The sequence below is a fragment of the Rhizobium sp. WYCCWR 11128 genome (genome assembly GCF_013416305.1).
Taxonomy (GTDB): domain Bacteria; phylum Pseudomonadota; class Alphaproteobacteria; order Rhizobiales; family Rhizobiaceae; genus Rhizobium; species Rhizobium indicum.
The window spans coordinates 182,002-205,675 of record NZ_JACCEZ010000004.1 but is presented as its reverse complement, the minus strand read 5'-3'; the positions used below and the strand labels follow the sequence as shown (position 1 = coordinate 205,675).

The window sequence follows — 23,674 nt, the reverse complement described above, 5'->3', positions numbered from 1 at the left end:
CTTGTTTTTCCTGCCTCTGGTAGGTTTGAGGCATAACAGGGCAAGCCGCATGAAAAGCCTTCTGACAAGCTGGCCGCTTTGGGCGCTTCTTTCCGCCGGCTTTGCTGCGCTCACGGCGATTTTTGCCAAAGTCGGCGTCGAGAACGTGAATTCCGATTTCGCGACCTTCATTCGCACCATCGTCATCCTGCTGGCGGCGGGAATGATGGTCCATATCTCAGGCAGCTGGCAGGAGCCGTCCTCGGTGTCGAGCAGGAGCTGGCTCTTCCTGGTGCTCTCCGGCCTTGCCACCGGCGCATCCTGGATTTGCTATTTTCGAGCCCTGAAGCTCGGCGATGCCGCCCGCGTCGCGCCGATAGACAAGCTGTCCGTCGTCTTCGTGTCCGTCTTTGCGGTGCTGTTCCTCGGCGAACGCCTAACGCTTCCGAACTGGCTTGGCGTCATTCTGATTGCGGGAGGCGCCGTACTCGTCGCCTACAGGGCTTAACCGGCGACAAGCACAATGGGTTTTCGCAAAGGCACGAAAAACGGCCCCGCCGAAGCGGGACCGGAAGTTGCCGAGCCGCAACAGGCGGCTTCGGTTGCCTGATTATTCTATCACCTGCACCACGCGGTGGGTGCGGGGTTCGACAATCACGTGTTGATTGTTAATGACCGTATAGGCATATTTCGGATTGTCAGGCACCGGCGTCACGACGACGTCTGCCGGAAGCGGCTTGCCGACGACAATTGGTTCCTGGACGACCACGGAGGCGGTCGGGGCCGGCTGCTGCTGGACATAGGTGACGACCTCGCGCGGCGGCGGATCAACAACGGCTCCGGCGACACCGCCGGCCACGCCGCCAATGGCAGCACCCACGGGGCCGCCGACGATTGCGCCGGTGATGGCGCCACCGGCTGCACCGGTCACGGCTCCGTCAGCCAGCGCATTGGTGGCGAGCGACGACAGCGCAAGGGCGCTGGAGACAAGTAGGATCTTGTACATTTTGCTTCTCCTTTGCTGGGGTTGCGCTTGGGTAACGACCGCGCCAATCCGAGGTTCCGGCAGGAGAGAGTCACGCTTTGGAAGGCCGGTTCACATTCTGTGAGGCGGCCGAAGCATTGATTATTCCAGCCGCCGGCGGAAGAGCCAGGCGGCGGCGCTGAGGGTGACGGCGGCAATCAGCGCCAGCGGGATCGTCTGGTTCACCACCTCGCTCAACGGGATATCCTTGAGGAAAACGCCTTTGACGATCACCAGGAAATAGCGCAGCGGATTAACGAGCGTTACCGGCTGCAGCCAGCCCGGCATGTTCTCGATCGGTGTCGCGAAGCCGGAGAGCAGCATGGCTGGGACCATGAACAGAAAGGCGCCGAGGATCGCCTGCTGCTGTGTCATCGACAGCGCCGAGATGAACAGGCCGAGGCCGGCGACCGAGCCCAAATAGAAGATTGCGCTGCCGTATAGCAGGAAGAGCGAGCCACGCAGCGGCACGTCGAAGAGGAAGACGGCGGCCAGGATATAGACGGTGATGTGGAAGAGGCCGATCATCATCGGCGGGATCAGTTTGCCGATCAGGATCTCGTGGATGCGCAGCGGCGAGACCATCAACTGGTCGAAGGTGCCGAGCTCGCGCTCGCGAGCGATCGACAGCGCCGTGACGATGAGGCCGATCAGCAGCGCGATGCTGGCGATCAGGTTCGGCACCATGAACCATTGATAGGTGAGGTTCGGGTTGAACCAGTTGCGCGGCACTGTCGAGACGATGTCGGCACCGGCGCGTTTGCCGGCCGGCGTCTCGGCGGCGAGGGCGGCGCCGATCTGCGAGAGGTATCCCGCGACGATCTGCGAGGCGTTGGAGCGGCGGCCGTCGAGCACCACCTGCAGGTCGGCCGGCGCTCCCGCCTCAATATTGCGCGAAAAGTCCGGGCCGATCTCAACGGCGGCAATGGCCGTCTGGTTGTCGATCGCCACCCGGACCTCCACCTGGCTTCCTGCAATCTCGATTTTTCGGAAGGTCGGCGAGCCATCGATGCGCTCGATCAGTTCCTGGCCCCAGTGACCGCTGTCGCGGTTGAGGATCATCACGTCGACATTGCGGACTTCGAGCGTCGCCGCATAGGAGAAGACGAGAAGCTGGACGATCGGTGGGCCGATCAGGATGGCGCGGCCCTTGGGATCACGCAGGACGGCGAGCAGCTCCTTGACGATCAGGGCGTAAAGCCTTGTCCACATCTCAGCCGATCCTCTTTCTGGTGCTGCGGGCCGCCAGCACGAACATGATGGCGCCGATCGTCAGCATCACGCCGATTGCCTGCAGAAACATCGGCCAGATGTCGCCGGCGAGGAACACCGTCTGCAGGCTGGGGATCAGGTAGCGTGCCGGCACGATGAAGGTGATCCACTGGATCACGGTCGGCATGGAATTGATCTCGAAGAGGAAGCCAGACAGCAGGAAAGCAGGGAGAAAGGCCGAGATCAGCGCCAGCTGCGAGGCCAGGAACTGGTTCTTCGTGGCCGTCGAGATCAACAGGCCCTGGCCGAGGGCCGGGATCAGGAAAGCGGCCGACAGTGCGTAAAGAGCGGCGACGGAGCCGCGAAACGGCACGCCGAAGAGAAAGACCGCAAGCAGCACGCAGAGCGTCATCGAGGTGAGGCCGAGCAGGAAATAGGGCAGGATCTTGCCGGCGAGCAGTTCGACCGCCGTCACCGGTGTCGCCATCATCGCCTCCATTGTGCCCCGCTCCCATTCGCGGGCGACGACGAGCGAGGTCAGAAGCGTGCCGACCAGCGTCATGACGATGGCGATCGAGCCGGGCACGAGGAAATTGCGGCTGGTAAGTTCAGGGTTGAACCAGAAGCGCTGCTCGACCGAAATGGCGGGACTGTGGGAGGCGACGTCCGCCTGCCTCTGCCGCTCCCAGTTGGCAACAGTGCCTTGGGCATAATTCTGCACAAAATTCGCCGTGTTCGGTTCGGAGCCATCGACGATCACCTGGATACCGGGCCGGTTGCCGGCGGTGTACCGCGTGGTGAAATCGGCGGGGATGACGACGATGCCGCGCAGCTTGCCGAGCACGAGGTCTTCCTCGAACAGACGCCGGTCGCGGCCGATGGCCACATCGAAATAGCGCGAGGCCTGGAAACTGGCCGACAGATCCTGCGTCAGCGGCGTCATCTCCTCGGTCACGAGGCCGATGCGGGTGCGGGTGGTATCGAGCGAGACGCCGTAGCCGAAGAGAAATAGCAGGATCAGCGGCAGCACGAAGGCGATGAGGATACTGCTCGGATCGCGGATCGCCTGGAAGCTTTCCTTGCGCACCAGAGCTGAAAGACGCCGAAGTCGACCGGAGGAGGCGCTCATGCGGCATCCTCCGCTTCCGATTGCTGTACGAGGGCGATGAAGGCGTCCTCCATCGTCGGGTCCGGCAGCTCCTTGGTCGCGACGCGGGCCTTCAATTCATCGGGCGAGCCGAGCGCGATCGAGCGGCCGCGATAGATCAGCGAGATGCGGTCGCAATATTCCGCCTCGTCCATGAAGTGGGTGGTGACGAGCACCGTGACGCCCTTTTCGACCAGCGCGTTGATATGCGTCCAGAATTCGCGTCGGGTGATCGGATCGACGCCGGAGGTCGGCTCGTCGAGGAAGAGGGCGCGCGGCTCGTGCATGACGGCGCAGGCGAGCGCCAACCGCTGTTTCAGGCCGAGTGGCAGGTCCTTGGCCGGCTGGCTGACATGGCGACCGAAATCGAAGATACTGGCCATGAGATCGATGCGCTCGCGCCGGTGTTTTCCGCGAAGGCCATAGACGCCGGAGAAGAATTCAAGGTTCTGCATGACGGTCAGATCGCCGTAGAGCGAGAATTTCTGCGCCATATAGCCGAGCTGGTTGCGGGCCTCGGCGGCATCGCGGCGAAGGTCGAAACCGGCAACGCGGCCTTCGCCGCCGGTCGGCTTCAGCAGGCCGCAGAGCATCTTGAAGGTGGTGGATTTGCCGGCGCCGTTCGGGCCGAGTAGGCCGAAGATTTCGCCGCGGCGGATATCGAAGCTGATATTGTCGGCAGCGGTGAAATCGCCGAAGCGCTTGGTCAGCCCCTTGGCCTCAATCACCGGCCGGTCGTCATCGCCCTTCGTCGGTTCTTGCGCCTCGGCCAGCCTCGAGCGGCCGCCAGGACCACCACCCAGCATGTCGATAAAAGCATCTTCGAAGCGCGGCGGGGCAGGGGCGAGCGTTGCACCATCGCCGGCCGAGCCGATATCCGGTTTCTTGTCCTTGGCGGCGACGAGGCGGATCGCTTCGCCCTGGATCACGCCGTCGATGACGCCATCGGCCTGCAGAAGCCCGGCAAGCACCTGCCGGCGGCGCCCTGTCATGCCCGAGACGCGAAAAACCCGGTCGCTGACGCGGCCGGTCATGTCATCAGGTTTTCCCGAAAACAGCAGCTTTCCCTGGTTCAAGAGCAGCACATGGTCGCAGGCTTCAGCCTCGTCGAGATAGGCGGTCGACCAAAGGACGCCGATGCCTTCCTTCGTCAGGTTCTCGACCATCTTCCAGAGATCGCGGCGCGAGATCGGATCGACGCCGACGCCCGGCTCGTCGAGTAGCAGCAGCCGCGGCTTCTTCAGAAGCGCGCAGGCAAGGCCAAGCTTTTGCTTCATGCCGCCGGAGAGCTTGCCCGCCAGCCTGCCGGTGAAACGCTTGAGATCGGTGAAGGTCAGCAGCTCGTCGAAGGCGCTTGCGCGTTCGCTCTTCGGCAGGCCGCGGAGATCGGCATAGAGATCGAGGTTTTCCTGCACCGAAAGGTCCTCATAGAGACCGAAGCGCTGCGGCATGTAGCCGATCGCCGCCTGGATGCCGGCGGGGTTCTTGCGCGTGTCGAAGCCGAGAACCTCCATCGTTCCCGTGTCGGGCAGCATCAGGCCGGTCATCAGGCGGATCAGCGTCGTCTTGCCGGCGCCGTCAGGCCCGACGAGACCGGTGATTGCGCCGCCGCCGATCATGCCGGAGACGGCGTCAAGGGCGGCTGGCGCATCGCCGAAGCGCTTGGTGACGCCGTCGATCCGGACGAGCGGCTTGTCGCCCCGGCCGGTCTCGGCGGCGGTCATTGTCCACCCGCCGTCGGCGTGGGAAAACGCACGGTGACCGGCATGCCCTGGCGCAGATCCGGGCCGGGCTTGTCGATGACGATCCTGAGGCGATAGACGAGGTCTGTCCTCAGCTCCGGCGTTTCCACCGATTTCGGAGTGAATTCGGCAACCGGCGAGATGAAGCCGATCGTGCCTTCATAGGGTTTGTCGGGCGCCGTATCGGAGGTGGCCGCAACCTTCATGCCGGGATGGATGCGGCCGAGATCGGGCTCGGCGACATAGGTGCGCACCCAGACGGGTTCTGTCAGCGACAACACGAAGACGGTGTCGGCGGGGGAAACAATGGCGCCGTTCTCCCGCACACGGGAGAGCATGACGCCGTCGTTTGGCGCGCGCAATTGGGTATCCTCCAGCGAGGTGCGGGCCGAGGCGAGTGTAGCCTGCGCCGCCTTCAATTGGGCGTCGGCAGCGGCGATATCCTCGACACGGGAGCCTTCCAGGAGCAGTTTCAACGCCTCGTTGGCGGAGTCGGAGCGTGCGGCGGCCATGGCCCGCGCAGCGGTCGCCTGATCAAGGCTTGCCTCGGAGATCGTGCCCTGCGGGCGCAGCTGGCGGGCGCGATCATAGGCGAGGTTGGCATTGCGGAGATCGGCGATACTTTCGTCATAGGCGGCGCGCGCCTGGGCAATCTCTGTCGGTCGCGGACCGGCCTTCAGCTTGTCGAGCGTTGCCTGGAGGGCTGCGACATTGGCTTCGCCCGAGCGGACCGCAAATTCATAGGGTGCTGCATCGAGCTTTGCGAGAACGTCTCCGCTCTTGATGACGTCGCCTTCGTCGGCGTGGAGTTCAGCGAGACGGCCGCTGACACGGAAACCGAGCGAGACCTGACGGATATCGACATTGCCGTAAAGGACGAATTCACGGCTGGCCTCGGGCAACCAGCCGAGCTTTTGGGGCAGGGCGTACCACCAGGCGGCGGCACCTGCCGCAACGAGAAGAAGGATGGCGAGGGGAAGGATGCGTTTCATGCTGCACTTCCTTTCGATGCGCCGATGGCATCGACCAGTTCTGCAGCCAGGCCGCGCACGGTTTCCACCTGTTCCGGGCCGACGCCGTCCCACTGCATCTGGGCGAGCACGGCTGCATGGGCGACGCGAAAGACGAGGATGCTGCCGAGAAGTGTGAAGGTGCGCAGGCGCACATGTTCCGAGGCGGGATCCTCATGAAGGATGGCGCCGATCAGCCGCCGGCCCATCTCGATCATCGGCCGCATGAGGCCCTGATAGATCCGTGTGAAGGCTTCTGTCGGCTCCATCTGCTCGCGGATCAGGAAGCGCGCCCAGGATTCGGATTCCTTGCCGACGAACAGCGTCACCATGGTCTGCAAAATCTCGGTCAGGAAATGGCGAGCCTCCGCTTCACCAAGCGGTTTGCCGGCAGCGTCGAGCGCCAGCAGATGCGCGCCGACGCGCGCCCTCATGTCACCGACATGCGTATTGATCCGCATCATCAGATATTCGGCGGTGGCGATGTAGAGACCTTCCTTGCTGCCGAAATAATAGGGGATTGCCTGCAGGTTGACGCCGGCCGCTTCCGTGAGCTGGCGCGTCGAGGCGCCGTCGAAGCCATAGCGGCCGAAGACGTCGAGGGCGGCGGATAGCATCTTCTGACGCGCGATCTCGGCACGGGCGGAGGCCGGTGACTGGTTGTCGTGTTCTTGGGTCATGACAGTTTTATAACGCCGATGGAGAAATAAGTCAATCGATTGATATATTTTGAAAGCAGATGCTATTGACCGATGCCTTTGCTGAGGCAAAGGCAAGAACGTGACATCGCTCATGGCTGGACGCGTGGTCTTATTGGGGGTCGAGATGTGCCGTTCAGCGGTTCAGCGTCAATTCGGATCAGGGCGATCTCAGCTGTTCTGGAAAACGTTCGGAAACAAGGCAAAGAGACCCGTGGGAACGGGTCTCTCAGGGTTCTCGGGGTGGGAAGAGGAACCAAGCCTCGGGGTCGGCTGCTAACAGGTAGCGCTACAGTATCGCTAATTTTCACGACACTAATATGTCTGGTGCCGACCGGCTGCAAAACAAAAAGCCCGCCACTTTTCGTGATCTCTGTGGCTATGTTTTGACACAAAACTGCCTTGCTCTTTCCGTATCGCCGGTACGATGCGTATTCAGATTTATATTATCGCGCTGCTGCTCAGTGCCATCATGTGGTCGATCTCGTTCGATGCGGCGCGCGAATCCTATCATGCCGCGCAAAGCGCGGGCGTGATGCCGAACCTGCATATCAACAAGAAGCTGGATCGCATTTTGTAGACTGCGATACAGCATCTAGGCCATTGCCGATGTTGCGCACTCGGACCGCGGGCCGGGACCTCATTTTTTGTGCGTCTCAAGCCCTTCCGGACAGAAAATCAAATTTCGTAAAATTTGACCGATCCGCTTAAAAGCCCTGAAAATACTGATGTGTAGAGTGGTCTCATGAAAGCGAAAGAAGCGTGGACAGACGCATCGATCGTTTGGAGCCGGGCAAACCGAAAGCCCGCCGATCCGCAAACGGGGACTTCAACATGCACAGAACTCTTGCCGCCATCGCCTTGAGCCTGACCATCACTGCCGTTGCCGGGCCGGCATTCGCCATCGGCCCAGCCAGCCTTGCCCGCGACCTGATGTACACCTCCGCCATCGGCCATTCGCCCGAGGTTCCGTTGACGACCCGCGCCGGTTTCGTGCGCCCTGGCGTTCCGTTCGTCCTGCGCAGCCCGGCTACGGTCGAGGGCGAGGGCTACCGGCTCAAGACCTATTCGCAGAGCCTAACCGTTATCGTCGGTTACGTGTTTTCGACGGCGGTCGAAGCCGTGCAGGCAGTTACGTTTCTTCGCTGATACCTAGCCAGATCTTAGGCCGATCAGGGCCTAAGATCATCCGCACCCAAAGCGCGTCGCATGTCGTTGTCGCAAAACCGCTACACACTTTTGCGCGACATCCGCTAGGCGTCGAGTTCGCCGCGCACATCGAGATACCAGTCGACGAAGGCCTTGACGCCGACCTCCAGGGTCGTATCCGGCTTGTAGCCCGTCAGCGCAACGAGCAGATCGGGGGCCGCGAAGGTACGCGGCACATCACCCTTCTGCATCGCCAGCATCTTGCGAATGGCAGGGCGGCCGAGCGCCTTTTCCACGGTTTCGACGAAATCCATCAGGCTGACCGGCTGGCCGCCGCCAATATTGACGACGCGAAAGGGCGCCTGACGCGAGAGCGTTTCGACAGCCGTGTTTTCGAGCCGATTTCCCTCGGACGGGACGACCGCCGATAGCCTGACGATCGCCTCGATGAGATCGTCTATATAGGTGAAGTCACGGCTCATATTGCCTTCGCCGTAGATCTCGATCGGCTGGCCTTCGAGCATGTTCTTGGTGAATTTGAACAGCGCCATGTCGGGCCGGCCCCACGGGCCATAAACGGTGAAAAAGCGAAAGGCCGTGGTCGGAATCTTGTGAAGATGGGCATAACTGTGCGCCATCAGTTCCATCGATTTCTTCGTCGCCGCATAGATGGTCAGCGGCTCGTCGGCGCGATCGGTCTCGCGAAAGGGGACGGTTGCATTGGCGCCATAGATCGATGATGTCGAGGCCAGCATCAGATGGCGGATTTCGACGCGCCGCGCGATTTCCATGATATTCCAAGAGCCTTCGACGTTCGAACGAAGATAGGCCTCGGGATTTTCCAGGCTGTAGCGCACGCCGGCCTGTGCGGCGAGGTGAATCAGGATGTCGGGCTTGGCCGCCAGAACAGCCGCTTCCAGCGCTGGCCGGTCCTCAAGCATTGCGATGACGGGTCTGAAGGCCGGAAACTGGGAGAGTGCGGCATGGCGCATCTCCTTGAGCTTGACGTTGTAATAGGGAGTGAGTCCATCAAAGCCTGTGACGTCATGCCCTTCCTGCAGCAGGCGCCTGGCCAGATGAAAACCGATAAAGCCGGCAGTCCCTGTAATGAAGTAGCGCATTCCCACCTTTTCTCGGCTCCCTGCTGACGGCAAAGAGCCGATTCCGTATCACGTGACCCCACTTACAAGATAAAAAGAGGCCGAGTCGATAGGTCTTTGAACGAGAAGGCCACAGCATCCTCTCGACCATCGGCGGCTTGTCGGCCGCTGCCTTGCCGGATGAGGGCGGGACCCATCGATATCGTCCGTCGGTCGGCCGCAACTCCCGGCCGCTATGCTGCATTGCAACATGTTGGCTTGCATGTTATGGCCGGCCGGTCGTCTGCAAGCAGGTCAGGATCGATGAGAGATATAATTTATTGGATTCTCTGCGCGTTTCTGACCGTTGCCATGGCGATCGTGTCGTTACGCTATGTCACGAACTTCTGGCTTCTGTCTTTCGTTTATAGTTTTCAGGTTCACCTCGGCGTCGTGTTCGTCGCCGCCAGTCTCGTCGTTCTGGCTATCAAAAGGCAGATTTACGGCTTTATCCTTCTGCTTGCCTCGATTCTTCTCATCGCTCACGGCGTCATCATGCTGCGCGAGTTCTCGCAGGGCGACAGAGGCACCGACAGGCCGCCGCTTTTTCGTCTGATGTCGTTCAACATCGCGATCGACAACTGGAAAAACTCGACTGAAATCACCGACATGGTGATCGCGTCGAATGCCGACGTCGTCAATCTGCTCGAAGCCAAGCCGCTGACGTTTCACCTGCAGCAATTGTTCAAGGCCTATCCCTACCATATCGGTTGCGATGCCGGGAAGGATACATGCGATACGCTGGTGCTCTCCAAACGCCCGTTCGTCAGCCGGCAGGTCGCAAGTATGGGCAGCCTGCGAAAAAACAGGCTCATTATAGCAAGCGTCGACTTCGGAGGCGAGACCATCAATCTGGTTTCGGCGCACCTGACCAAACCCTACTTCGATGATTTCCAGATGGCTGAATTGGACGATCTCGGCAAAGCGCTTGGCTCGATCGACGGGCCTCTGGTGCTGTCAGGTGATTTCAACTCCTCGGTGATCGCCCCGAGCATCCAAGCTTTCCTGCGCGAGCAGAAGCTGAAAACGATCACGCCAGAACCGGCAACATGGCCGATCGGCGCCGGCGCGCTCGGGATCGCCATCGACCACATATTTGCGCGCGCGCCGCTTCATCTGACATCGCTCAAACGTCTTGATGACAACCTCGGCTCGAACCACTCGGGTCTGATCGCCGACTTCGTTCTCGACAAGGATGGCGAAGCGTCACCGGCAAAATGATTTTGCCCGGGCAAGGAAATCTGCCGGGCCACAAATCAGAATCTGGTTCGGCCGCCTTTTTTGTCGATCATCTGAAACCTCTTGCCGTCGGTCTTCACGTTGACGCAATCAGTCTTCTTGCTGGGGAATAGGACGCACACCTGGCCATTGGTTATCTTGTAGCCATTCTTATTGCCGTCGCGATATTCGTAGCCGTTCTTGGCTTCCTTGAGTTCGGACGTACCGGGCAGGTGCTGGCGAATTTCCGACTCGTTTGCGGTTCGCATGCTTGCCGTTTCGGCAAACGCCATTCCCGGCACCAAGATTGCAAGGAATCCGGCGAGGACGGGCAAGGTACGCATCAGGGGGATATCTCCGGTCATGTCTGTCGGTACATCCATTCTACGAGAACCCCAAGAGGAAATTCAACAGTGAGGATGGTCGCGCCGGAAAAGGCCCGACCATCGCTCCGGCTGCGATTTACGTTCTTCCAAACTCATCGACGATACGGATGATGTCGTCCTCGCCGAGATAGGAGCCCGTCTGAACCTCGATGAGCTCGAGAAGAATCTTGCCGGGGTTGGCGAGGCGGTGGACTTCGCCGAGCGGGATGTAGACGCTTTCGTTCTCGCGCAGCATCCGCACGTTCTCGCCGACCGTCACCTCAGCCGTTCCCTTGACGACGATCCAGTGTTCGGAACGATGGTGGTGTTTTTGCAGCGAGAGCTTCTTGCCCGGCGTGACGAAGATACGCTTCACTTGGAAGCGGTCGCCGTTGAAGATGGAGGTATAGCCGCCCCAGGGGCGATAAGATGTCGGATGGGTTTCGGTGAATTTCGCGGTAGTGGAAGAAGACGCCAGCATCTTGACCAATTGTCCGACATTCTGGCTGTCTTTGAGCGGTCCGACATAGACGGCGTCCTCGCTGGCGATGACGGCGACATCCTCCATGCCCTGGACGGCAAGATGCACACCACGGGTCATGACGAGCGAATTGCGAGTATTGACGACGGTGGTGTTTGCGGCGGCAACATTGCCGTTGTCGTCGCGCGCGCCTGATTTCCAGACTGAATCCCAGCTGCCCATGTCCGACCATTTGAACGGCGAGGGGACGACGGCTGCCTTGGAGGTCTTTTCCATGATCGCATAATCGATGGAGATATCGGGGCTCTTGGCGAAATGGTCGGCGTCGAGACGGGTGAAATCAAGGTCGCGGCTCGCCTTCGAAACGGCCTTGCTGGCCGCCTTCAGCACATCGGGTGCATATTCCTGCAGTTCGGCGATAAGTTCTGTCACCGGGAACATGAAGATGCCCGAGTTCCAGTAGAAGCCGCCGTCGGCGAGCATCTGCTCGGCCTTCTCAAGTGCCGGCTTTTCGACAAAGCGCTTGACCTTGTGCGCACCGTTTTTGAGGGCATCGCCGATCTCGATATAGCCGTAGCCTATCGCCGGCTCAGTCGGGTTGATGCCGAAAGTGACGAGGCTGCCATCGGCAGCAGCATCGCGGGCGATGCGGATGCAATCGAAATAGCTCTTGTCGGCGAGAATTTCGTGATCCGAGGCGAGCATCTGGATGATGGTGCCCTTGCCGAACAGCTCGCCAGCGAGCGTTGCAGCGGCGGCCACTGCTGCGGCTGTGTTGCGGGCGACCGGTTCGAGCAGGACGGCAGCGAGCGGGATGGCAAGCTCGCGTGCCTGCTCGGCGACCAGGAAGCGGAATTCCTCATTGGTGACGACGATCGGGGCTTCATAGAGCTCGGGATCGGAAACGCGTTCAAGAGTTTCCTGAAACAACGTCTTGTCGCCGACGAACTGGATGAATTGTTTCGGTGCGGTGGCACGGGAAAGCGGCCAGAGCCGCGTGCCTTTGCCGCCGGCCATGATCACGGGAACGATTTTCTGCGTCATAGGCGGGTTCCTTGAAGTAGACGGCTTGTTGGTCGCATGTTACCGGGCGCCTGCCCAGTCTGTTATTCGATTGAGCCCTGTATTCAGCAGCTCCAGGGCTGCAGCTTCGCTGCCGGCCTCCGTGTAGCAGCGCATTTCCGGGGCATTGCCGGACGGGCGGAAATGAATGATGCCGCCATCTCTCAGCGTCACCCGAAGTCCGTCGATGTCGGATTTCGTCGCTACCTCGCCGATCGGCTGCAGGAAAGCCGAGAGATTTTCGTCCGAAGCACGCAGATGCTCCATCAGCGCGGCACTCGTCTCCAGCGGAAAATTCTCCAGGCGGTCGGCGGCGGCAAAGGGCAGCTGATAGGAGGCGGCAACGGCCGAAAGCGGCTGCTTGCGGATGGCTGCGAGCGACAGGATCGCGAGCATCGGGATAAAACAATCGCGTGTCGGCAAGGCACGTACGTTCCGGCCGTTGATATCAAAGGCGGTTGCGGTCAGCAGCCCGCCATTGGCTTCAAAGCCCATGACATGATCCTTGCCAGCCGCCACGGCCTCTTCCATGCCTGAAATGACGAAGGGTGAGCCGACGCGGGTGCGCCGGACGGCGAAAGAGCCCGCGGCCTCGATGCCGGAATTGGAGGTAACCGGTGTCACCACCGTGCCGGCGCCGAGGAAATTGGCTGCCACAAGGCCGAGAAGGTCACCGCGCAACGGCGTGCCGGTTTCGTCTGCGACCAGCGGACGGTCGCCGTCGCCATCGGTCGAGACGATCGCATCGAACTTGTGCTCGGACACCCAGCGCTTCATCAGCGTGATCGTCTCGTCTGAAACGGCTTCGGTGTCGACGGGAATGAAACTCTCCGAACGTCCAAGAGCGGTGATCTCGGCGCCGTAATGGGCGAGAACATCAACCAGCAGGTCGCGGGCGACGCTGCTGTGCTGGTAGACACCGATCTTCATGTCGGACAGCGCGCCCTGCGGAAGCAGGGCTGCATTGCGTTCGAAAAAGAGCTGCCGGCAGATCGCTTCATGCTCCTCCGTCTCGGCTGGCGCCTGCGCCACCGTTTCACCGGTTCGCTCGATCTCGGCCGCCAATGCGGTGATAGCAGCCTCGTCCGATTTGTCGATCTCACCATCCGGGCGATAGAATTTGATGCCGTTGCGGTCCGCCGGAATATGCGAGCCCGTAACCATCAGGCAGGCGGCCTTGCTGTCGAGGCAATAGAGGGCAAGGGCGGGCGTGGGGACATTGCCGCAGTCGAAGATCCGGAAGCCGAGCGCGGCAAGCGCACCGGCACAATTTCCCGAGATTTCAGGGCTCGAATCGCGAAAATCGCGGCCGATCAGAATGACGTCGCCGGTCCGCGCCTTGCCTGTCTGCAGCAGATATTTGCCGAACGCGGTGGCGTAGAGGGCGGAGGCGCGTCCCTTGAGGTCGACTGAAAGTCCGCGAAGGCCGCTCGTGCCGAATTTCATGGGAAGACATGGCTCCGATTTCACCATCAAAGTTCTACTCAGGCCGCCTGCCGGCGTAAATACCAAAGCCATCATATAGTTAAATACGGACGACGATGCCTCGGACAGCCTCGCAATCTTCTCTCACCGAATTCTGAAGGTGTAGACCATTGCCGAGCCGACAGGCATTGCAGCGTAGATTGATTTTGTTAGAACCGTGTGTCCGTTGTTTCGTCCTATGCGAAGGATTTTCCTAGATGAGCGATACATCCGTCAGTCTCGAGGAGAGCTGGAAAGCCGCGCTGGAGGGGGAGTTTTCAAGCCCCTACATGCAACAGCTCAAATCCTTCCTCGTCGCGCAGAAAGAGGTCGGCAAGCGGATTTTCCCCAAGGGCAGCGAATATTTCCGCGCTCTTGATCTGACGCCGATCTCCAACGTCAAGGCCGTCATCCTCGGCCAGGACCCGTATCATGGAGTCGGGCAAGCCCATGGGCTGTGTTTCAGTGTCCGGCCGGGCGTGCGCATACCGCCCTCCCTGGTCAATATCTACAAGGAGATGGAGACGGATCTTGGTATAACGCCGGCACGTCACGGTTTTCTAGAACATTGGGCAAAGCAGGGCGTACTCCTGCTGAACAGCGTGCTGACCGTCGAGGAAGGGCAGGCGGCTGCTCATCAGGGAAAGGGGTGGGAACGCTTCACCGACGCCGTCATCCGCAAGGTCAACGATGAATGCGAATCCGTAGTCTTCATGCTGTGGGGTTCCTATGCCCAACGCAAGGCCGCCTTTGTCGATACGACGCGGCATCTTGTGCTCAGAGCGCCGCATCCCTCGCCGCTTTCGGCCCATAACGGTTTTTTTGGCTGCGGGCATTTTTCGAAGGCGAATGCCTTCTTGCAGTCGCGCGGACGTGCGCCGATCGACTGGCAATTGCCGGCCGATCCCCATGGGGCGTAGGTGTGAACGGAATTTGTCGTTCGTTCACTAAAAGAAGACAATGCGTTTTGGTCTACGGGTCTGTTCTACGGGAGTTTCAGCGCGCATCTTAGCCTCATCGAAAGCCCGCAACGGCGGGCATGAAAGGGGTTTGACATGCTCGATCAGATCAAGGGTCTGCACCACGTCACGTCGATGGCGCAGGATGCCCGCACCAACAACCAGTTTTTCACCAATGCGCTCGGCCTGCGACGCGTCAAGAAGACGGTGAATTTCGACGCGCCCGATGTCTATCACCTCTATTATGGTGACGAGACCGGTGCGCCCGGCACGGTCATGACCTATTTCCCGTTCCCGAAGATGGCGCAGGGCCGTTCCGGTACCGGCGAAGTCGGCACGACTGTGTTTTCCGTTCCGCAAGGTTCGCTCGGCTTCTGGAGCGATCGCTTTGTCGCGCTTGGTGTCGGCGGCCTGAAGGCCGAGGAAAGTTTCGGCGAAAAACGGCTGAACTTCTCCGGCCCGGATGGCGATGGCTTCGCGCTCGTCGAGGTCAAGGATGACGCCCGCCAGGCCTGGACACATGGCGGCATCAACGAAGACCATGCCATTTACGGCTTCCACTCCGTCGCCATGCGGCTGAGGGACGAGGGCGCCACGGCCGAACTCTTGAAGTTCATGGGTTACGAGGTCGCCGAGGAAAGGGACGGCGTCAAGCGGCTGATCAAGCCCTCCGGCAATGGCGCACATCTCATCGATCTCGAGACCATGCCGAACATTGCCCGGGCCCTTCCGGGCGCCGGCTCCGTCCACCATGTCGCCTTCGCTGTCGAAAACCGTGAGAAGCAACTCGAAGTGCGCAAAGCGCTGATGGACACCGGTTATCAGGTCACGCCGGTGATCGACCGCGATTATTTCTGGGCGATCTATTTCCGCACGCCGGGCGGCGTGCTGTTCGAGGTCGCGACCAATGAGCCCGGCTTCGACCGCGACGAGGATACGGCCCATCTTGGCGAAGCCCTGAAACTGCCGCAACAGCACGCCCATCTTCGCGCGCTGCTCGAGCAGCATCTGCAGCCGCTCGAAGTGTGAGGATAGGCGATATGACCGAAACCGGATATGTGCACCGGCTGCATGCCGGTGCACCTGATAAACCCATCTTGCTGGTGCTGCACGGCACCGGCGGCGACGAGAACCAGTTCTTCGACTTCGGCCGGCGCCTGCTGCCTGAAGCGACGATTCTCTCGCCGCGCGGCGATGTTTCCGAACACGGAGCGGCGCGCTTCTTTCGCCGCACCGGGGAGGGGGTCTACGACATGCCCGATCTCTCACGAGCGACGGAGAAGATGGCCGCCTACGTCAAGGCATTCGCTGACGAGTACCAGGCTTCCCATATTCTCGGCCTGGGTTTTTCGAACGGCGCAAATATTCTTGCCAATGTCCTGATCGAGAAGGGTATCTTCGATGCCGCGGTTCTGATGCACCCGCTCATTCCGTTTCAACCCGAAGCCCAGTCGACGCTCGCGGGAAGAAAGGTGCTGATGACGGCCGGGCAGCGAGACCCGATCGCGCCCGTCTCCATGACAGAGGCGCTGTCCGAACATCTGAAAAACCGAGGGGCGGAGATCACGGTGGTCTGGCATCCCGGCGGTCACGAGATCGCGCCGCTCGAGATCAATGCGGTCCGCGATTTTCTCGGCGGTTATTGACGGCGTGCACCGTCGGTCGGCTGGAAACTGGTTTGCGGGACCGGCGAATGCCGGTCCCGCATCTTTGCTGAAACAAGGATTCTATCGTCGTGATCGATAGGACATTAGGGGCGAGGAGGATATTTGCCCCTGATTGCCTTCATGTAGAAATTTCCCGGTGATTCCGCCATCGTCAACCCGACGACGACGCCCTTGGGAACGCCTTCATATTCTCGCCTCTGACCGTTGGTCAGATAGACCCGTAGATGCCGGCTGTCTTCGTCGTAGGTGATCGCCTCGATAAGTTTCGAATCAACCGCAGTTTCCACTTTGCACCCCGCAATTTTGGATCTGAGATTCCTGATCAAGAAATGTCATTCACACTCGCAACGCGCCATCATTATGCTGCGCCGCGGGGGCGTCAAGCATCATCTTCTTTAACGTTCATTTTTTCCTGATGGCTATCGTTATGGTTGATTTTTACAGCTTTTTCGAAGGTGTGGCCTGTGGAAATCCGATACCTGTGGCTCCTCCATTTGGGGAATATTAGCCGATAACGTCGCGAGAAACGCAATAATCGCCGGTTTAACGCCGGATTAACCATCATATAGCAAATTATAGCGTAATATTAACCGCGGCACCCTCCCAAGTATGAATGATTACATCCGCAAGGCGGGGCGTGACCTCGCCGCTGCAAGGGCCAATATCGGCGTTGCCGAGTCGCGGGCGCTGCAGGCTCAGGTGAAGACCACGCAGGAGACTCTTGCGCTTTCAATCGGGAGCTACAAGGATGGGCAATCCTCCTTGCTTGATGTGCTGGATGCGCAGCGTTCGGTCGCGACCAGTCAGGCGAAGCTGGCGCAGGCGGTGCAGCAAATGGCGAGGGACTATGTCACTCTGAATGTGGCAATTGGTTCGGGCATAACTTCGGTGGGGCCGCGATCAGGCCAAATTCTTATGGACACTGAGCCTCATGCCGTTGCAGCGATGGATAAGAGATGGATTGTTTCCGACAACCCGCCATTCGGTCGGGTCTCATAAATGGGTTCCATGTTTGACTATCTAGCGCCGTGGCGACAACAGATACCGATACTGGCTGGCAACCGTAAAAGACGCGCTCGGCTGACGTTTGCCGAAGGCGAATTCGCTGCGGTCTACGCGATGAGCGATGTTCACGGATGTTACAAAGAACTCGTCGAGGCACATCGCCGCATCGAGGAGGATGCCGCGCGCATTCCGGGGCCGAAGCTCATCGTCACGCTCGGCGATTATGTCGATCGCGGGCCGGATTCGAGCGCGGTGCTGGAATTCCTGAGCAGGACCCCGCCGCCGGGGTTTCAACGTTTCGTCCTGTGCGGCAATCATGACGCGGAGCTGGTGAATCTCTATCGCAAACCGGCGCGCATTCTTGAATGGCTCGGCTTTGCCGGAACGGAGACGCTGCACTCATACGGTATCGATATCGAGCATCTGCTGCAGTCGGCGGCCGGAAGCGAAACAATCGCCCGCGTCATTCGCAATATGATACCCGAGCGGCATATCCAATTTCTCGAATCGCTGCCGGTCATGCTGCGGATGGGAAGGATCCTCTTCGTTCATGCGGGCATCAGGCCGGGCATCGACCTCAAGAGGCAGAAAGACAGCGACCTCATGTGGATCCGTCAGCCCTTCCTGGATGAAGGGCCGCAGCTTCCTGTCCTGGTGATCCACGGCCATACCCCGGCGCGAATCCCGACATTCGGTCCGCAACGCATCGGCATCGACACTGCGGTTTCGGCGACCGGCCGGCTGACTGTGCTGACGATAAAGGGAACGCGGGTCGGAATTCTTTAATTCGGCGAGCATGGTGTCGTCCGAAACGCTTGCACTTTCGGCATCATGCTCAAAACCAAACGCCGCGGATTATGCTCCGCGGCGTCAGGACGATCAGATGTTCAGGAGGCTATCTCAGGCGCCGGTCGTTTCCTGATAAAGGTTGGTGCCGATGCCGGTATAGGTAAAGCCGTGTTTGCGGACTTCGTCGCTGCGGTAGATATTGCGCAGATCGACCAGGATCGGAGCGCGCATCGACTGCTTCAGGCGACTGAAATCGAGCGCGCGGAACTGGTTCCATTCGGTGACGATGACAAGCGCATCCGCACCAGCGGCCGCTTCATAGGGACCGCTCGCATATTCGATGTTGTCGATTACTTTGCGGGCGTTCTCCATGCCCTCGGGATCGTAGCCGACCACTTGCGCGCCGGCGTCCTGCAGGGTCTGGATGACTGCGATCGCCGGGCTGTCGCGCATATCGTCGGTGTTCGGCTTGAAGGTCAGGCCGAGGATCGCGATCTTCTTGCCGCGAATGTCTCCGCCGACGGCCGAAATGACTTTGCGTCCCATCGCCCGCTTGCGGTTGTCGTTGATCGAGATCGTCGTCTCGATGAGACGCATCGGCGCGTCGTAATCCTGCGCCGTCTTGGCAAGGGCAAGCGTATCCTTGGGGAAGCACGAACCGCCGTAGCCTGGGCCGGCATGCAGGAACTTGGAGCCGATACGGCCGTCGAGACCGATTCCGCGCGAAACGTCCTGGACGTTTGCGTCGACCCGTTCGCAGAGATCGGCGATCTCGTTGATGAAGGTGATCTTCATCGCGAGGAAGGCATTGGCCGCATATTTGATCAGTTCGGAGGTGCGGCGGGTGGTGAAGACCAAGGGGGCCTGGTTGAGATAGAGCGGGCGGTAGACCTCGGTCATGGTTTCGCGCGCCCGGTCGTCGTTCAGGCCGACGACGATACGGTCGGGACGCTTGAAGTCTTCGATCGCCGCACCTTCACGCAGGAATTCCGGATTGGAAACGACGGCGACATCCGCCGCAGGATTGGTTTCGCGCATGATGCGCTCGACCTCGTCTCCGGTGCCAACCGGCACCGTCGACTTGGTGACGATAACGGTGAAGCCTTCCACATAGGTGGCAATCTCGCGTGCAGCGGCGTAGACATAGGAAAGGTCTGCGTGGCCGTCGCCGCGCCGGGACGGCGTGCCGACTGCGATGAACACGACATCGGCGCTGCGGACACTTTCGCCGACATCCGTCGAAAACGACAGCCGGCCGGTGCTGGTATTTTCGGCGACCAACTGTTCCAGACCCGGCTCGTAGATCGGAATGCGGCCTTCGCGAAGGGCTTCGATCTTACTCAGATCCTTGTCGACGCAGATGACGTCGTGGCCGAAATCCGCAAAGCAAACGCCTGAAACGAGGCCGACATAGCCTGATCCAATCATCGTGATGCGCATATTTCCCTCAAATCATTAGAGTAGAACGTCATGCTGCGTCGCAGCATGAGTTCGTCATAGTTAATCTGGACGAAAAGACAATACCGAAGATCGCCTGAAACCCACATCGGAAATCGAACTCCGGGCACCGCAACTTGTTGCGCGCTGCCCCGTCGATAGCCAAAACATAGGTTTGTGTGGGCGATATGACAAGTCGAGCGGCTCGTCAGAGCAGGCTCGACTTCAATCCGGAATCAGGATCAATCAGTCTATGTCGCTGCCTCGGCTGTTATAGCCGGTACCAGACGTAAGGGTCTGTTCCCGATTGAATCTTGTCCCAGCGCAGATCGGTATCGCGCCAGTTCTTGATGCTGCTTTTCCTGTTGTCGAGGACGAGATCGCCCTTGTCGGTTCTGACGACGAGGACCGCATGTCCTTCACCGGAGGGCGTATATGCCGTCGCGATCCGCAAAGCGCGCGACGACCAGCCCATCGCGATCAGCCGGCTGCGCTTGGTCAAAGCGAAATCTTCGCAGTCGCCGCTGCGCACATTCACCTTCCAGACGTCGCCATTCAGTTCGTTGCGGGAGTCGTTCCGGCCGATCATCGTACGATTGACGGCGGTGTTGACGTCCTTCAGTTGCAGCATTTGCTTGTCGGTCATCGCAACGACCGCCAAACCATTGTTGTCGCGGCATTCGGTCGGGTTCTGGGCGCAGAACAGCACCTGGGCGAAAGGCGGAATGATCTTGCCTTTTTCAGAGATATAACTGACCGCCGAATTACCGGTCAGACCGCGGGCAAAACCAGCGGGACCGGCGGCAAATGCCGAGCATGCATTGCCTGCTGTAAAGGCCAGTGCCAGAAGTGTAACGACTGTTTTCTTCATCTCTTAAATCCCCGTTCAGGGCAACCGATTGAGATCAGGCTTGCCTTTTTTCTCGGTCAATGGCATGGCGATCTGATGATCTGCCAAGTATTGGGCGCAGAATATCTGTCCCGTTTCTGCTGCTTGGAAGGAGCATAGCCGGGCCTTGTCTCGATTGGCTTAAACCTTTCGCGACAATTTTAAACGATGTGGAATTCTGTTACACTTTAGCACGCAAGCGCTTGATGTTCAACTTATGTTAGTACGAGTAAATTAATCTCTTCGGTTGTAATGGCTTTGGTCGCCGCCTACTCTGGTAAACGAATTCACATGTTCTCCAACCTCATCAATAAGCAGGTCTTGCGAGAGGTTTTGCTTTTTGCCTTCATCGGCCTCGTTATATTGACGCTCATACCGTTCGGGAGCGTTACACCCTTTCCCTTCGCCTTCGCCGCGATCGGGATGTTTGCCCTCGCCATCATTTCGGGATTGCTGTTTAGAGAGCCGAGACAAAGCAGATGGGTTTTCAGTATCGCTTTGTTTCTACTCGTCGTCCTGGCGGGCTGGGCGTTCATCCAAACCATCGAACTGCCCGCCAATCGGTTGGCAAATCCCGCCTGGAATGCTGCGCGTGACCTTGCAGGTGCCCGGTCCGCGGCGATCTCGGTCGAACCGGCCGACACGCTGGCGTCGATCCTCTGGGTCGCGCTGCCTTTCGTCACGTTCCTGACCGGGCTTCTCTTATGCGATACCGATCAGCGCGCGAGGAAAGTGCTCACCGGGCTCGGGCTTGCGGCGGGTATCATCGCGGTTTTCGGCCTGATCCAGTTTTTGCTGTTTCCCAAAATTTTGATCGTCGTCGAAAAACACGCCTACCTCGACAGCCTGACTGCGGTCTTCGTCAACCGCAATACTGCTGCGACCTTCCTCGGGCTTGGAACGCTGTTGATGCTGACCCTGGTCAGGGACATTACCCGAGCCTATTCGAAGTATCCGCCCGGCGAGCCGGGCCGAAACGCTCTTCTCTTGAGATCGTGGATCTATATCCTGTTCTTATGCGCATGCTTCACCGCGCTGATGCTGAGCCGCTCCCGCGCCGGGATATTTGCGACCTTTGTTGCCGCTCTCGTCTATTTTCCATGGCTTGTCATCAATTGGAACGGCTCGAGGCGTCATCTGAGACCGGCGCCAAGATGGCGTTCGATGCTAAAGCTCCTCTCGGCGATTGGTTTCGTCGTATTGTTGCTGACCGTGTTTGCGGGCCAGGCGATTTTGCGTGCGCAAGAGCGGCGACTCGAGGATGATGATCGGTTTTGCATTCTGCCGGGCATATGGCGTGCCATCTCGGATCATTGGTTGACGGGAACGGGGCTCGGAACCTTCCGGACCGTGTTTTCCGCCTACCGCGATCCGGCTTGCGGTATTTTCGGAGTCTTCGACCGTGCGCATAATTTCTATCTCGAAGGATTTCTGGGCCTCGGAATATTGTTCCCGATTGCGACAGTCCTTGCATTCTCGGTGCTTGCCAGAGTGTTCTGGCACGGGCTGGCCCAAAGACGGCGTCTCCGGCACTATGTTCTTCTTGGCCTAGCGGCGACCGTTTTGGTCGCCCTTCATGCGGCGGTCGATTTTTCGCTGCAGATACCGGGTTTTGCGGTGTTTTACTCCGCCTTCCTGAGTGCGGTTGTCGCGATATGCCTCGGCCGTAGCAACGGAGAGGCGGACATGGCATATGAGCGGCCGTTAACCACGTAAAGTTTAAATGGATGGATTTTAATAAGATTTTCGGAAAAGATCGATTGTGCAGGTGCGAACGGTTGACTCTGAAACCCAAGAAATTTTATAGCGGGTGCAGCCTTCGGATTGTTGCGACGCAAGAAAAGTCGGACCGAAGTCGTTTTTCGCTTCCTAAGGGGCTCGGCGTTGCCAGCCTGCCACAGTTAGGGGAATGTTAATCGGCTTTCAGTGTTATTGATCGGGGATTGTCTTGTATTTTGTCAGATCGCGGGGCAGTAGCTTCAGGGGCGTAAACGCAGGGTATTCTATGGGTTGTTCTCGTATCGGTAGTACACGCGTCGCCATTGTTGTAGCGCTAACGACTATATTGGCAAGCTGCACCTCGTTGCCAAGATCCGGTCCCGATCACAAAGACGTTGATCGAGATGCGGCGGTGAAAGTGACAACGAAGGAACGTCGTGTCGGTATCGACTACGCCCTGGTTGATCTCAGCAAGAACGTCCTGTCGTATTTTACCGCTCCCCAGCCGACCTCGTTCAAAGGGTTTGGTGGTGGTCGAGGCGGAGCGCCCGAAATTCCGCTCGGTTACGGCGATGTCGTTTCGGTTGCCATCTTCGAGGCTCAGTCCGGTGGCCTCTTCATTCCGTCCGATGCAGGTAGCCGACCCGGCAATTACATCTCGCTGCCAGAGCAGACCATCGATAGAAACGGAACGATCACAATTCCCTATGCGGGTCGGGTTCCGGCTGCCGGTCGCCTGAAGGAGACCGTAGAGCAGGACGTTGAGGATCGCCTGGCGAGCCGCGCGATCGAACCGCAGGTGGTTATTACGACAACGACAAGCCGCTCTAGCCAGGTTGCCATCCTCGGCGATGTCAACAATCCCCAGCGCGTTGAGATCAGCCCAGCGGGTGAGCGTGTTCTCGATGTCATTTCCGCCGCGGGCGGTTTGACGACCAACAATATCGAAACGAATGTGACGCTGCAGCGCCGCGGCAAGACGGCAACCGTCGCCTACACTACGCTGTTGAAGAACCCGGCCGAAAATATCTATGTCGCACCGGATGATACGATCTCGATCGATCATGAGCGCCGTACCTTTCTTATGCTCGGCGCCGCAGGCACCAGTGGCCGCTTCGATTTCGAAGAGTCCAACCTGACCCTTGGAGAGGCAATCGCCAAGGCGGGCGGCCTGCGCGACGACCGCGCCGATCCCGCTCAGGTCTTGCTCTATCGTCTTGTCCCGAAGAAAACGGTTCAAGCGATGCACGTGGACACGACGAGATTTGCGGGTGAAATGGTTCCGGTGATCATCCGTGCGAATATGCGCGACCCGGCAACCTTGTTTGCTGTTCAGCAGTTCAAGATGGAAGACAAGGATATTATCTATATTTCCAATTCGGACTCTGTTGAACTGGTCAAGTTCCTTGACATCGTGAACTCGGTATCATCCACTGTTTCCGGAGTGACCGACGATGCGAATGATACCCGTAACGCGGTACAGGATCTTGGAAATTGATTGAAATAGGTCGCCGGCATC

At 59.3% G+C, this 23,674-nt stretch carries 23 protein-coding genes and 1 pseudogene; 11 read left to right on the top strand and 13 right to left on the bottom strand.

Annotated features, from left to right (window positions below):
* Window positions 1-49 precede the first annotated feature (49 nt).
* Window positions 50-487 (top strand): EamA family transporter, encoded by a 438-nt coding sequence (locus HX898_RS15730; protein WP_138330247.1) that lies wholly within the window; start codon window positions 50-52, stop codon window positions 485-487.
* Between the two features lie 102 nt (window positions 488-589).
* Here HX898_RS15730 and HX898_RS15725 read toward each other — a convergent pair whose 3' ends face one another.
* From HX898_RS15725 to HX898_RS15700, 6 genes are all read right to left on the bottom strand, one after another.
* Window positions 590-985 carry a DUF1236 domain-containing protein gene (locus tag HX898_RS15725; RefSeq protein WP_003542187.1) on the bottom strand — a complete coding sequence of 132 codons (396 nt, stop codon included), beginning with the start codon at window positions 983-985 and terminating at the stop codon, window positions 590-592.
* Between the two features lie 120 nt (window positions 986-1,105).
* Window positions 1,106-2,215: an ABC transporter permease gene (locus tag HX898_RS15720; RefSeq protein ID WP_180195055.1), complete on the bottom strand. Its 1,110-nt coding sequence runs from the start codon at window positions 2,213-2,215 to the stop codon at window positions 1,106-1,108.
* 1 nt (window position 2,216) lies between these two features.
* Window positions 2,217-3,344 carry an ABC transporter permease gene (locus tag HX898_RS15715; protein WP_180195054.1) on the bottom strand — a complete coding sequence of 376 codons (1,128 nt, stop codon included), beginning with the start codon at window positions 3,342-3,344 and terminating at the stop codon, window positions 2,217-2,219.
* A complete protein-coding gene (locus HX898_RS15710; RefSeq protein ID WP_138330250.1) occupies window positions 3,341-5,086 on the bottom strand; it encodes an ATP-binding cassette domain-containing protein in 1,746 nt (581 codons plus the stop codon). Before HX898_RS15710 ends, HX898_RS15715 begins: the two co-directional genes overlap by 4 nt.
* Entirely contained in the window at window positions 5,083-6,096 is a 1,014-nt protein-coding gene (hlyD, locus tag HX898_RS15705; protein ID WP_138330251.1) for a secretion protein HlyD, read from the bottom strand. Before hlyD ends, HX898_RS15710 begins: the two co-directional genes overlap by 4 nt.
* Complete coding sequence (locus HX898_RS15700; protein ID WP_138330252.1) at window positions 6,093-6,794, bottom strand: CerR family C-terminal domain-containing protein; 702 nt, start codon at window positions 6,792-6,794, stop codon at window positions 6,093-6,095. Before HX898_RS15700 ends, hlyD begins: the two co-directional genes overlap by 4 nt.
* 445 nt (window positions 6,795-7,239) lie before the next feature.
* Here HX898_RS15700 and HX898_RS15695 point away from each other — a divergent pair, with 445 nt between their 5' ends.
* Both HX898_RS15695 and HX898_RS15690 read left to right on the top strand, forming a co-directional pair.
* Window positions 7,240-7,392: a hypothetical protein gene (locus HX898_RS15695; protein WP_003542181.1), complete on the top strand. Its 153-nt coding sequence runs from the start codon at window positions 7,240-7,242 to the stop codon at window positions 7,390-7,392.
* Window positions 7,393-7,574: 182 nt separating this feature from the next.
* Window positions 7,575-7,961: a hypothetical protein gene (locus HX898_RS15690; RefSeq protein ID WP_180195053.1), complete on the top strand. Its 387-nt coding sequence runs from the start codon at window positions 7,575-7,577 to the stop codon at window positions 7,959-7,961.
* A gap of 104 nt (window positions 7,962-8,065) precedes the next feature.
* Here HX898_RS15690 and HX898_RS15685 read toward each other — a convergent pair whose 3' ends face one another.
* Window positions 8,066-9,082 (bottom strand): NAD-dependent epimerase/dehydratase family protein, encoded by a 1,017-nt coding sequence (locus HX898_RS15685; protein ID WP_180195052.1) that lies wholly within the window; start codon window positions 9,080-9,082, stop codon window positions 8,066-8,068.
* A 282-nt stretch (window positions 9,083-9,364) separates the two neighbouring features.
* On the opposite strand from HX898_RS15685, the gene HX898_RS15680 reads away from it, so the two are divergent.
* Window positions 9,365-10,321, top strand: a complete 957-nt coding sequence (locus tag HX898_RS15680) for an endonuclease/exonuclease/phosphatase family protein (protein ID WP_171598516.1) — start codon at window positions 9,365-9,367, stop codon at window positions 10,319-10,321.
* A gap of 35 nt (window positions 10,322-10,356) precedes the next feature.
* On the opposite strand, the gene HX898_RS15675 is transcribed toward HX898_RS15680, so the two are convergent.
* The 3 genes from HX898_RS15675 to HX898_RS15665 form a co-directional block, all read right to left on the bottom strand.
* A complete protein-coding gene (locus HX898_RS15675) occupies window positions 10,357-10,683 on the bottom strand; it encodes a hypothetical protein (RefSeq protein ID WP_246412994.1) in 327 nt (108 codons plus the stop codon).
* Between the two features lie 97 nt (window positions 10,684-10,780).
* The gene (locus HX898_RS15670; protein WP_171598515.1) at window positions 10,781-12,208 is read right to left on the bottom strand and encodes a mannose-1-phosphate guanylyltransferase/mannose-6-phosphate isomerase; all 1,428 of its coding nucleotides are present in this window, start codon (window positions 12,206-12,208) and stop codon (window positions 10,781-10,783) included.
* Window positions 12,209-12,247: 39 nt separating this feature from the next.
* Window positions 12,248-13,672: a phosphomannomutase gene (locus tag HX898_RS15665; RefSeq protein WP_171598514.1), complete on the bottom strand. Its 1,425-nt coding sequence runs from the start codon at window positions 13,670-13,672 to the stop codon at window positions 12,248-12,250.
* A 236-nt stretch (window positions 13,673-13,908) separates the two neighbouring features.
* On the opposite strand from HX898_RS15665, the gene ung reads away from it, so the two are divergent.
* From ung to HX898_RS15650, 3 genes are all read left to right on the top strand, one after another.
* Window positions 13,909-14,610 carry a uracil-DNA glycosylase gene (gene ung, locus HX898_RS15660; RefSeq protein WP_180195051.1) on the top strand — a complete coding sequence of 234 codons (702 nt, stop codon included), beginning with the start codon at window positions 13,909-13,911 and terminating at the stop codon, window positions 14,608-14,610.
* A gap of 135 nt (window positions 14,611-14,745) precedes the next feature.
* A complete protein-coding gene (locus HX898_RS15655) occupies window positions 14,746-15,678 on the top strand; it encodes a VOC family protein (RefSeq protein WP_180195050.1) in 933 nt (310 codons plus the stop codon).
* An 11-nt stretch (window positions 15,679-15,689) separates the two neighbouring features.
* A complete protein-coding gene (locus HX898_RS15650; RefSeq protein ID WP_180195049.1) occupies window positions 15,690-16,295 on the top strand; it encodes an alpha/beta hydrolase in 606 nt (201 codons plus the stop codon).
* Between the two features lie 104 nt (window positions 16,296-16,399).
* Here HX898_RS15650 and HX898_RS15645 read toward each other — a convergent pair whose 3' ends face one another.
* Window positions 16,400-16,642, bottom strand: a complete 243-nt coding sequence (locus HX898_RS15645; RefSeq protein WP_003542164.1) for a KTSC domain-containing protein — start codon at window positions 16,640-16,642, stop codon at window positions 16,400-16,402.
* 358 nt (window positions 16,643-17,000) lie between these two features.
* Here HX898_RS15645 and HX898_RS15640 point away from each other — a divergent pair.
* Window positions 17,001-17,315: pseudogene (locus tag HX898_RS15640) on the top strand (TolC family protein); the annotation flags it as partial.
* Window positions 17,316-18,107: a metallophosphoesterase family protein gene (locus HX898_RS15635; protein WP_138330260.1), complete on the top strand. Its 792-nt coding sequence runs from the start codon at window positions 17,316-17,318 to the stop codon at window positions 18,105-18,107.
* A 114-nt stretch (window positions 18,108-18,221) separates the two neighbouring features.
* Here HX898_RS15635 and HX898_RS15630 read toward each other — a convergent pair whose 3' ends face one another.
* Window positions 18,222-19,550: a UDP-glucose/GDP-mannose dehydrogenase family protein gene (locus tag HX898_RS15630; protein ID WP_138330261.1), complete on the bottom strand. Its 1,329-nt coding sequence runs from the start codon at window positions 19,548-19,550 to the stop codon at window positions 18,222-18,224.
* A 268-nt stretch (window positions 19,551-19,818) separates the two neighbouring features.
* Window positions 19,819-20,418 carry a transglutaminase-like cysteine peptidase gene (locus HX898_RS15625; protein ID WP_138330262.1) on the bottom strand — a complete coding sequence of 200 codons (600 nt, stop codon included), beginning with the start codon at window positions 20,416-20,418 and terminating at the stop codon, window positions 19,819-19,821.
* Between the two features lie 309 nt (window positions 20,419-20,727).
* Here HX898_RS15625 and HX898_RS15620 point away from each other — a divergent pair, with 309 nt between their 5' ends.
* Window positions 20,728-22,152 (top strand): O-antigen ligase family protein, encoded by a 1,425-nt coding sequence (locus HX898_RS15620; protein ID WP_138330676.1) that lies wholly within the window; start codon window positions 20,728-20,730, stop codon window positions 22,150-22,152.
* A gap of 289 nt (window positions 22,153-22,441) precedes the next feature.
* Complete coding sequence (locus HX898_RS15615; protein ID WP_062943559.1) at window positions 22,442-23,653, top strand: polysaccharide biosynthesis/export family protein; 1,212 nt, start codon at window positions 22,442-22,444, stop codon at window positions 23,651-23,653.
* Window positions 23,654-23,674 lie beyond the last annotated feature (21 nt).